Raw genomic sequence first — 256 nt, forward strand, 5'->3', positions numbered from 1 at the left:
GCGAGCAACTCGTCCGGTCTCGGGCGCATCGCCCCTTGCCGGATTCAGATTCGACAAGGGGCGACCATTGTGCAATCGCAAGAAGATGACGGGGCGGAATGTCAATCCTGGTCTAACAGAGCCTTTTGTTGTTAGCGTCAATCTATTTTTCACCAGTTTCGCTAAACAGGCGCGCCGTTCGCGCAAAGGCGGTTTCACCGGTTGCGCTAACGTATTTTCACCGATTCCGGTCACGGCTTGACGGGGCCGTCCCTCG

The 256-nt window shown here is 56.6% G+C and carries 1 protein-coding gene; it reads left to right on the plus strand.

Annotated features, from left to right (window positions below):
• Window positions 1-241, plus strand: a 241-nt coding sequence (locus RX395_RS10210) for a hypothetical protein (protein WP_316367418.1), incomplete at its 5' end; no start/stop codon positions are given.
• Between the last annotated feature and the right edge of the window lie 15 nt (window positions 242-256).

Origin of the sequence: Collinsella aerofaciens (assembly GCF_032584215.1) — a bacterium.
In the GTDB taxonomy this organism is placed as follows: Bacteria; Actinomycetota; Coriobacteriia; order Coriobacteriales; family Coriobacteriaceae; genus Collinsella.